Origin of the sequence: Pseudoalteromonas arctica (assembly GCF_012927645.1) — a bacterium.
GTDB lineage: Bacteria > Pseudomonadota > Gammaproteobacteria > Enterobacterales > Alteromonadaceae > Pseudoalteromonas > Pseudoalteromonas arctica_A.
Genome location: NZ_JABBMT010000054.1, coordinates 1 through 9,981 on the forward strand (window position 1 = coordinate 1; position 9,981 = coordinate 9,981).

A 9,981-nucleotide genomic window follows, 5' to 3' on the forward strand; every position below is an offset into this window, starting at 1 on the left:
TAGGCTCTCAAAAGAGAGTAATAGATCAAACCTAGGGTTCTGCGTCAAGCTTTTATTTACAAAAGCAAATCAAGTGGCTATTTAATGAGCGAGTTTAATTCAAATTAGGGGTGCGGAACAACAGCTAGATCAAGCCAGTTAACACTTAAATATTGTGGTCAGCCCTTGAATAAAATCTAATAGCAACGTTTTAAATCACTTACAAGGACGCACAATGCATCGCAAAAAAAATTGGCTTACCTCTGCTTTTTTTATCAGTTCATTAAACTGTAACTCTTCAGTGCTCGCCCAAAATGTCACGCGGGTTGTCATTGAAGATAAAGCCGCGCTTTATACCAGCGATGATCTTCTAGCCATGCAGGGGCAAACTGCATTCGATATTATTGAGCAAGTTGCAGGCTTTCAGTTTATTGATTCAAATAATCAACGAGGCCTGAGTAACGCCAGCGGCAATGTATTGATTAATGGCCTGCCCGTTCTCAATAAGTCGCAAAGCCTAGAAACGGTTTTGTCAGATTTACCCATAAGCCAAATTGCTGAAATGGAAGTCTATTTAGCCGGCCATCCATTTTCTTCTACCAGCCAATATACGCAAGTAGTTAATATCATAAGAGATAATTCTAAAAACAGGGCAAATTGGCAGGTTAGTGCTAAATCACATAAAGACTTTAACCAAGCAAATGCAGCCTCGCTACAAGTCAGTACACAATGGCTGAATTGGGATCACCAGTTAAAGCTCTCTACTGACAAAAATGTTGCTTACTCTGTAACTGATTACACTGAGTCTAACAGTCAAAATATCAGCTATTTAAATGGTCAAGATCAGTATCAAGAAAGCATTGAAAATATCAGTACAGGTATTACATCAAGCAAGGTGATGACTGATAGCGTATTACAAATAAATGCTCTGTTACTTAAAGAGCATTATCAAGAAGATTATAAACGTGATTGGCAAAACAATAACGATGAGTCGGGTAATGAGGCTATAAAAGATAAATCTCAACTCGATGAGTATGAGCTGGGCTTTGACTGGCAACAGCAAGCAATTGCAGGCGAACCATCATGGTTATGGCAATTGACGGGATTACTTCGCCTGCGTGACAGTGACCAAGTTGCGTTCACCACAGAGCAAAGCGACAGTAAACTCACGCTTACTCAATTTAAGCAAACCCAATCAAATACAGAGCAAGTATTAAAGCTTGCAAGTCAGCAACCTGCTTTGTGGTGGCAACCAGAGTTAGGTATAGAGGTGAGTCATAACCGTTTAGAGGCAGATACGTTAGAAGCGCACACCGCAGAGAGCAAAATCACGACTACCAGCGTCAGTGAAACCCGTGCAGAGCCTTTTATTGCCAGCAAAATCAAGCTCAACCCGCAATGGCAGCTATACAGTAAATTAACGGGTGAATACGCTAAGCTCAGCAGCAAATCAAATACCCAATATGAAACACAAAGTCGCTATCTTAAACCTCTTATTAAGCTCAGCCACCAAGCGCAAAACGGCCTGCAATCAACATTCACTTTGCAGCGTAAGGTCGACCAGCTTGACTTCTCTGACTTTCTGGATAGCCAAGACAATGACTTTGACCGAGAGCAATCGGGCAACACTGAGTTAAAGCCTCAACAAAGTATCGAGTTAAGTTACGAATTAAATTATGAAGCAGAAGATCTCTGGACACTAAATACGCGAGCTTTTTGGCAAAAACAGCGTGATATTCATGAGTTCATTCGTTTTGATAATGGTGACTGGGGGGTCGGTAATGCAGGGCACGCCTATTACTATGGCTTAGATCTCAATATCAGCATACAAACCAATTGGTTACTGGAAGACAGCCTCATAAATGCATTTTATGAATATCGCGATGCCGACTACGATGACCCATTAACAGGTGATCGGGCCATATCTTGGCTAGAGCCACACAGTGCCGAGATAGAGTTTAGAAAAGACGGGGATTGGTATGCATGGGGTGTGCTGGCATCTCTACCCAATACTGAAACCGGTTTCTATCCAGAAGAAATTTACCGACAAAAAGATCGCGCTACTTACGGTTTTTACGCCGAATTCGACTTAGATAATGACATGCAGATCAATATAGAACTTGAAGATGCTTTTGGTGGAGAGTATCTATATGACCGCCATATTTATTACCCAGATAGAACTGGCAAGTTAGATTATCGCTACTATGCGCTAGAACACAATGAGCCGAGCCTCACTATTTCACTCAGTGGCGAGTTTTAAACGCGCTACTGACCGAGCCTAAACAAATAAACCTATGGCATTTAGAACATTAACCTAAGTGCCATAGGTAAAATAGCTACTCCACCAACAAGCATACCAATACGCTTTAAGTATGCTGTTTCTAGCTTTGCGTGTTGGTAATTGGCTTTCATGCCAAATAGTGGTCTAAGTAGCGCACCATAACTCAGCCCCCAACAAACCAACGCACACAATCCAAACGTAAACAAAATAATGAGTGTTGGCTCTAGCCAAGGGCCTAATTGCAATGGGCTAAAGTAATAAGCTAAGCCAATAATCACACTTTGATGCAATAGATAAAAAGGGAATACTGCACAGTTTAATAAAGCCAATTTAGGGTGATAGTGATTCAAAAAACGTTGTGCTAGAGCCAGCATTAACAACACGCCCACTAATCGTTGCGCAGTATATAGCATATCAATACTAGTGATTTGCCATTGGCTGGCGGCAGGATTTTGCCAAATCATGTGATAACCCAGCACGACAACTAAATAACCTAAAATGAATACCACTAATAACGCCTGCCAGTGACGTAGCGGTTGGCTGTAAAATGCAGGCTGCCACGCAAGCAAGTAACCGTATAGTAAAAACAGCGCACCCATGGGGTATCTAAATGTATCACTCGGCCAGCTCAGTTTTAAAATACACAGCGGCAATAGCAATACAATAAAAACTGTAAATAACGAGCGCCCACATAAACGCGTGATTATTGTATGCACAGTAGCGTGATGAAGCAGCGGCATTGCTAGCACCAGCAATAAAGTAAATTGCCATAACGAGCGTAAGTACCAAAGGTGATTCACATCGACATGAGGCCAAATCCCTGCTTGATAGCGCTCGAATAAAGGGTTGGTTAAATCAAAGAACTGGCTGTAAAACTGCCAAAAGCCCATAGCTAAACTGGCTTCTTGGCTCATTTGCGCATAAAGCTGAATAGGCACAATAAACCAAATGCCAAACAATAAAGGCAGTAATATTTTTACACTTCGCGTAGTTAAAAACATACCTAGATTAAAACGCGCAACAATAAAGCGCAGCGCCACACCAGAAATGAACCAGATCAACCCCATCCGCCAAGGTGATAATAAGAGCATGACGTTTTCAACATCGCTAGATAAGTACTGACTTTTAAAATGAAATCCCCAATTTTCACTGTATAACATACCGGTGTGATAAAAAATTAATAAGCCAAAGGCAAGCACTCTCAGCCAATCTAAATCATAACGGCGAGATGGCAACTCTTTATCTTGGTTAAACACATTTAACCAAGGTTTTAATAGCGTGCATGTTGTGTTTTTAATGACTATTTTAAGGTTCATATTAGATTTAGCTTGTGACTAATTAATAGTAACTATGAACAAAACACGGCATTAAGCAATCACAAAAGGCTGACAAAACAGTCAGTAGGGATAAGCGGTGGATATCAGGGATGATAAGTTTGGTGATTGTTCGCTATGTTGGTAATCTAATTACGGTCTTTTAAAGAGTAACAATAATAATGATCACTTTAACGCACTTTCAACGCTACCAAACTTGGTATGCGGCTTTATTTTTATGTAGTTATATTTTTATAAACAACACGATTAATGCCAGCTCAAATATTATGGAAGCCCAACGTGATGGCGCACTTCCTTTTATGCTCTGGGAGCCCTTTGTGTGGGAATACTCGAGTGCTATTGGCACTTTATTATTGTTTCCGGCTTTAGTTTGGTTATTAAAAGCTAAGCCCTTTAATTGGCAAAAAATCTCTCATTCAATATTACTGTACTTAGTAGCGAGCATTGCTTTTTCGTTATTACATATTGGTATTATGGTCGCTATCCGCAAACTCATTTACACCGTGCAGGGTATGCAATATGACTTTGGGTTAGTGTGGTTTGAGTTACTTTATGAATACCGCAAAGATTTGTGGGGGTTCTTATTTTTAATTGTCGTTATTAAAACCTATCAATATGTTGTTAGCCAATTAAGTGGTGAAGCCGCTCCAATAACGCAAGGTGAAGATCCCCCGCCAGCTTTTAGCTTTGACCGGCTGCTGGTTAAAAAGCTTGGTAAAGAGTTTATTATCCGCATAACTGAAGTCGACTGGCTTGAATCCAGCGGCAATTACGTAAATCTACATATAGGCACACGAATTTACCCTTTACGTGCAACTATGAGCCAACTTATAACTCAGTTAGAACCGCAAGGGTTTTGCCGTATTCATCGCTCTCATGCAATTCGCTTAGATGCAGTTGAGTCAATCACGCCACTACCCAGTGGTGATAGTGAAATAAAACTAAAAACAGGAAAAGTGCTTAATTTATCACGTCGCTATAAAGAGCAGTTCAAAGGACATTTGCATTCATTTCCCGCTCATATTTAACTCACCCTATGTTAAGCTTACCTGCTTTAGGTTAGCCGCATTTATATTTTCGGAGTAGTGTAGTACGTGTTCTCAAATCGATTTATCCGCATTTTGCCATTAGTGTTTATTTTATCCGGCTGTGAAACCACACCCGATACACCAACATCAACCCCTGAAATTAAGGCTAACCCCAAAACAATTGTTAGTGAACAGCGCAAAGATATTGCACAAATAGCGCCACTCACCACAAAAGAACTTGATGATGTATGGCAACGTATTCGCGCACAGCTAACATTTGCCAATTCAAGCCACCCAGCAGTTCAGCAACGCATTGCTTGGTATTTATCTCACCCTCATTATATGGATGAAATAAGTCGCCGTGCAGAGCCTTACCTTTATCATATTGTTTCTGAGGTAGAAAAGCGGGAATTACCCATAGAGTTGGCATTAATGCCACTTATTGAGAGCGACTTTAACGCCAGTGCCTATTCGCACAAACATGCTTCAGGTTTATGGCAATTAACGCCTGCCATTGCTAAGTATTTTAAAGTACAAATAACGCCTTGGTACGATGGACGACAAGATGTTATTGATAGCACTCGCGCAGCACTGGATTTTATGGAGTACTTGTACAAGCGCTTTGATGGTGATTGGTATCATGCAATAGCAGCTTATAACTTAGGCGAAGGCCGTGTACTCAGGGCAATTAGTAACAATAAAAAGCAAGGCAAACCCACTGATTTTTTCAACTTAAAACTGCCCAAACAAACCAGTCAGTACGTGCCAAAATTACTAGCTGCGGCACAATTATTAAAAAGCCAAAAAATGGCTTTTCCTACAATTTCAAACAGCCCAACAATTGCAGTATTGCCTATTGATGGCGCTGTTATTCTAGATAACCAAAAGCAATGGCAGCAACTTGAATCTTTAAATCATGGTGTGATCCGCTTTCCTGCCATTATTGATGCACCCCACATTGTTGTTCCAGTTGCTGAACAAACACAATTTAAAGACATGCTCGCTAATCTTGATTCCAATGATTATAGTCAGTGGCAACACTACACAGTAAAACGTGGCGATAGCTTAAGTGTTATAGCGAAACGCTACAAAGTGGGTATTAGCCAACTCAAAGCGTTTAACGATCTAAAAAGTAACACCATTAGAATTGGCCAAAAGCTTGTGCTCCCTCAATTAGCCGATACCCAAATTGAACATCAGGTTAAATCGGGTGATAGCTTATGGAAAATTGCCAATCATTATAAAGTGAGTATTGCTAAACTAAAACAATGGAATAGCCTATCATCAGATACCTTACGTATAGGTGATAAACTAACCGTTTTTTTATCCGCGAGTTAATAAAAAAGAAAGGGCTGTGTCGTTGCAGCCCTTAACAAATAATTATTGCTCTTCTGGTTGCGACTTTGATTGATACCAATTCACGGTACGAGTTAATAACATCAGCAGGCTCAGTACTATAAATACTAACAAACTGCCCATCAACAATGCGTAATCTTCTGCACTTAATAGCCCGTACAGTAAGCTGTATAAAAACAGTATACTGATCAAAAATAACCCCCCATGCTTAGTATTTTTCAACATACCAGCCACATAAATACTTAGTAATAATGAAGAAGCTAATGCTGATAGTAAGTAAGCAAGGTTAAATCCTAGGTGTTCACCAAGCGATATCAACAATAAGTAAAAAACGGCCAGTGTTAAACCGACAAAGCCATATTGCACCGGGTGAACAGGTTCGCTGCGTAGCACTTCGAGTAAAAAGAAGCTGGCAAATACCAATATCAGCACTAAAATTGCGTAGTTACTAGCACGATAGCTTTTTAAGTAATGATCAACACCATCAACAAGATTAACTCCCATGCTACGTTGCTTAAATTGCTCACACTGATTTTGAAAAACACAATGCTGAAACAGCTCTTTTAAGTTGGTAGCAAAGTAATTTGTTTGCCAGTTGGCAGTAAAGCCTTGCTCTGAAATACTTGAGTCGATAGGTAAGTAATCTCCCACAAAGCTTGGATGTGGCCAATCGGCTTGCATGCTAAGACTAGTTTCTTTGCCGACAGGAGCAATAGCTAGTTTACGCATTCCTTGTAGATTTAAATCAATTTGATAATCCAATGTATGTTGCTCTAGCAAAGCACTATAATCGAGCTCAATATTAACGCCTTCGGGCAATTGCGCCAGCTTAGTGCCAGGCTGCAACGCATATTCTTGGTTATTTATGCGCATTGTGCTGCCCTGACCAATACCGCGAATATCTTTAATCGCCATCACCATACGCACCTGCTTTATCTTTTTACCGGCTAATTCATTTAAAGGCTCGGTATTAAATTGGCCTACAAAATGATTCGTGGAGCGATATAGCAACGCCTTATAAATACCTCGATATTTCTCAAAAGAGGATAATTCACTGTTTATTGTCAATGTTTCAGGTAGCAACAACAGCGTTTTTAACTGTTCAGTAGTGTTACCTTCCTCGGTGTGAGTTTCTATAAATTGCACTTGAATAAACGGCCCAATGACTTGTTGCTCGCCGCTGCTGCTTTTAGCAATATCAACTTGCACTTGTTGCTGAAGTTCTGCACGTTCATCAATTAGGTTTTGGATCATAAAGATAGGCACTAATAACAGTACAATTAGGCCTATGATGATCACCAACTTCGTTTCAATTTTTTGTTTCATTGTTATCTTTACTCCATATTTAATATAGGAACTAGAGTAATCGACAAAAGTGGATTTTAAATGGTGTTTATATGGAGTCTTTATGGAGTTGGTAAAAACAGCTTAACGGATACGCCCTGCGGGGTATTCAGGATGTCTAACTTTCCTTTATGCAACTTAACCACTTGTTCTACAAAGTTAAGCCCAAGGCCGGTGCTTTTTTGTCCGTTACTTCTGGCAAGCGAATAAAAACGCTCGGTAACTCTTTTTAACGCATACTCAGGGATATTCGGACCGGTGTTTTCAACGTTAATACAAAGCTCGTTAGCAGCTTGAGTCACAACAATATTGATATAGCCCTGCTCAGAAACAAAATCCAGTGCATTCTCACATAGATTATACAAAGCTTGTTGAATTAAAAATTGATCCCCCATATAAGTTACTTCGCTAGCGCAATTAACACTTAGATCAGCTTGTCTAGTCATTATCTTGCTAATACAAGAAACTTTGATTTGTTCAATCAGTGTAGATAAATCAATTAATTGGCGCTGTTCAAGTTCTGGAAGTTGCTCAAGCTTTGTTAATGCTAACAACTTATCGATCAATTGCTGCATTCGCGTAGCTTCGGTTTCAATATTCTGAGCAAACAATTGCTGTTTATCCACAGTCGTCGGGGTTTGTAGTATTTCACTGGCCCCTTTAATCGCCGACAATGGGCTTTTTAATTCGTGCGTTAAAGTTTGCACATAATTTTCTACGTAACGCTTACCATCGAGCTGACGACGCATATTTTCAAGCGCATCACTGAGTAAGCTATATTCATAAAAAACTCTAAAGGTAGGTTTGCTAGTTTTTTCACCGCGCCCCATTTTATCAGCATAGTCTGCAAGCTTATATAACGCAGTATTTATACGCCACGCGATTAACGCACCAATTATAAGCGCCAGTACACTCATTAACGCTAACCAAGTTAATACTCGATACCTGGAAATATCAATAAATGGCTGTACTGAACGGTTCGCTTTAGCAACTGTGACACTGCCAATGATCTCATCGTTATATATGATTGGTGCAGCAACATGCATTACTGCTGATAGCGGATCATTTGGGTCTAATGCAGTTGAACGTGCCCCGTACTTACCACGTAAGGTGAGGTAAACGTCATTCCATTTAGAGAAATCATTACCAACATCCTGCTGCCATGAGTCCAACACCACAATCCCTTGTTGATCAGTTATATAAACTCGGTGATTAACTGACTTTCTTTCACCTCCCCAAATAGCAAAGCCAGGATCACGCAAACCATAAGAATTGATTTGCATAGCAAAAGCACTCTGTGCAATATCGCCGTTCGCCATTGGGTTGCTTGCCATCACAGCCAGCATGTTTGCCATATCGACTAGCGCTTCTTCTCTTACTTGGCGTACCGTTGGTTTGATCTCTCTCATAACTGTCGAGCTAACCAAGTAAGCAGTTAAAATCACTAAAACAAAGTAGAGTAAAAACAGCCTAAGTCCAAGCGGGATCTTAGGCCATCGTTTCAGACGAGCAAATATCGTACTTGTTGGCTTAGGTGAATTCATAGTAATAACCAAAACCACGTTTAGTATGAATACATGCAGGAGCCGATACTGCGCGTAGTTTAGTGCGAATAGCCTTAATGTGACTATCTACATTACGGGCATAGATTGCATCTTGATGATTTTGCGCCGACAGTAGTAGTTGCTCACGGGAGAATACTTGGCGAGGATGGGTAATTAGCTTATCCAGCAATTTAAATTCCAACGCAGTGAGAGTCAATGCTTGATTTTGGAAATAATAATCGAAATTCTCAGCATAAAGCCCTGATACAGGTTTTAGAGAGATAGATGCTTTAATCGCAGGTTTGCTATGCCTAAGTTTAACTCTTGCAAGCACTTCTCGCGGGCTAAATGGCTTAGTAACATAATCATCAGCGCCTATTTCTAATCCAACTACACGATCAATTTCATCATTTCGGGCGGTAAGAAATATAATCGGAACCGCTGAGAACTCTCTTATCTTTTTACATAACTCAAAGCCATTGGCATCAGGTAAGCCAATATCCAAAATCAGCAAGGCAGGCATGTTGTTTTTAATATACTCAAGCCCTTCACCCGCTGTAGCAAACCAATGCACAGCAAAGCCACCTATTTCTAAAGTATGGATCAGTGTATCAGCAATCGCTTTCTCATCTTCAATGATCACAACTTGTGCAGTTGTCATACAATTAATTCCTTTACTACAGCAAATTAGCAATGATTTATAGTTACAGTAACTATAAATGCAGTCAATAGTTAGGTTTACGAGGTTATATTTTCTTATGGGAGCGCGAGTTTTTCAAACTTAAAAATAGCAGTTCACACAGGTATAAAAGATTAACGCTGTGCGGCTGACGGCTCGAAACTAATCGCTTTCGTACAGACGTAAAAAAGCCCGACTCTTTCGAGTCGGGCTTTCTCAATTTGGAGCCTGGCGATGACCTACTTTCACATAACAAATGCTACACTATCATCGGCGCTGTTTCGTTTCACTACTGAGTTCGGCATGGAATCAGGTGGGTCCAAAACGCTATTGTCACCAAGCAAATTTGGTATTAATTCGCTCTTTCGAGCCAATTAATTAAAATTTGAAAATGCTGATAATTGTTTTCTGACGGCTGAAAGCTTATGGCTTACAG

7 protein-coding genes and 1 rRNA gene are annotated in these 9,981 nt (G+C 40.2%); 3 read left to right on the forward strand and 5 right to left on the reverse strand.

Annotated features, from left to right (window positions below; genetic code table 11):
* Positions 1 to 214: 214 nt before the first annotated feature.
* Positions 215 to 2,239 carry a TonB-dependent receptor gene (locus HHO47_RS18420; RefSeq protein ID WP_169021616.1) on the forward strand — a complete coding sequence of 675 codons (2,025 nt, stop codon included), beginning with the start codon at positions 215 to 217 and terminating at the stop codon, positions 2,237 to 2,239.
* A 41-nt stretch (positions 2,240 to 2,280) separates the two neighbouring features.
* Here HHO47_RS18420 and HHO47_RS18425 read toward each other — a convergent pair whose 3' ends face one another.
* Positions 2,281 to 3,576 (reverse strand): acyltransferase family protein, encoded by a 1,296-nt coding sequence (locus HHO47_RS18425; protein WP_169021617.1) that lies wholly within the window; start codon positions 3,574 to 3,576, stop codon positions 2,281 to 2,283.
* A gap of 182 nt (positions 3,577 to 3,758) precedes the next feature.
* On the opposite strand from HHO47_RS18425, the gene HHO47_RS18430 reads away from it, so the two are divergent.
* Together HHO47_RS18430 and HHO47_RS18435 are read left to right on the forward strand one after the other, a co-directional pair.
* Positions 3,759 to 4,622 carry a LytTR family transcriptional regulator DNA-binding domain-containing protein gene (locus HHO47_RS18430; protein WP_169021621.1) on the forward strand — a complete coding sequence of 288 codons (864 nt, stop codon included), beginning with the start codon at positions 3,759 to 3,761 and terminating at the stop codon, positions 4,620 to 4,622.
* Positions 4,623 to 4,688: 66 nt separating this feature from the next.
* Positions 4,689 to 5,960 carry a LysM peptidoglycan-binding domain-containing protein gene (locus tag HHO47_RS18435; protein ID WP_169021618.1) on the forward strand — a complete coding sequence of 424 codons (1,272 nt, stop codon included), beginning with the start codon at positions 4,689 to 4,691 and terminating at the stop codon, positions 5,958 to 5,960.
* A gap of 42 nt (positions 5,961 to 6,002) precedes the next feature.
* Here the strand turns inward: HHO47_RS18435 and creD are convergent, their stop codons facing one another.
* From creD to rrf, 4 genes are all read right to left on the reverse strand, one after another.
* Positions 6,003 to 7,304 (reverse strand): cell envelope integrity protein CreD, encoded by a 1,302-nt coding sequence (creD, locus tag HHO47_RS18440; protein ID WP_169021619.1) that lies wholly within the window; start codon positions 7,302 to 7,304, stop codon positions 6,003 to 6,005.
* Positions 7,305 to 7,384: 80 nt separating this feature from the next.
* The gene (creC, locus tag HHO47_RS18445; protein WP_211183777.1) at positions 7,385 to 8,866 is read right to left on the reverse strand and encodes a two-component system sensor histidine kinase CreC; all 1,482 of its coding nucleotides are present in this window, start codon (positions 8,864 to 8,866) and stop codon (positions 7,385 to 7,387) included.
* Positions 8,853 to 9,527 carry a response regulator gene (locus tag HHO47_RS18450; protein ID WP_169021620.1) on the reverse strand — a complete coding sequence of 225 codons (675 nt, stop codon included), beginning with the start codon at positions 9,525 to 9,527 and terminating at the stop codon, positions 8,853 to 8,855. Before HHO47_RS18450 ends, creC begins: the two co-directional genes overlap by 14 nt.
* A gap of 244 nt (positions 9,528 to 9,771) precedes the next feature.
* Positions 9,772 to 9,886: ribosomal RNA gene (gene rrf / locus HHO47_RS18455) — 5S ribosomal RNA — on the reverse strand.
* Positions 9,887 to 9,981: the final 95 nt, after the last annotated feature.

Excerpts from the sequence above, each read along its gene's own strand:
- HHO47_RS18420 (WP_169021616.1), top strand. The coding sequence starts at position 215 with ATGCATCGCAAAAAAAATTGGCTTACCTCTGCTTTTTTTATCAGTTCA.
- HHO47_RS18425 (WP_169021617.1), bottom strand. The coding sequence starts at position 3,576 with ATGAACCTTAAAATAGTCATTAAAAACACAACATGCACGCTATTAAAA.
- creD (WP_169021619.1), bottom strand. The coding sequence starts at position 7,304 with ATGAAACAAAAAATTGAAACGAAGTTGGTGATCATCATAGGCCTAATT.
- creC (WP_211183777.1), bottom strand. The coding sequence starts at position 8,866 with ATGAATTCACCTAAGCCAACAAGTACGATATTTGCTCGTCTGAAACGA.
- HHO47_RS18450 (WP_169021620.1), bottom strand. The coding sequence starts at position 9,527 with ATGACAACTGCACAAGTTGTGATCATTGAAGATGAGAAAGCGATTGCT.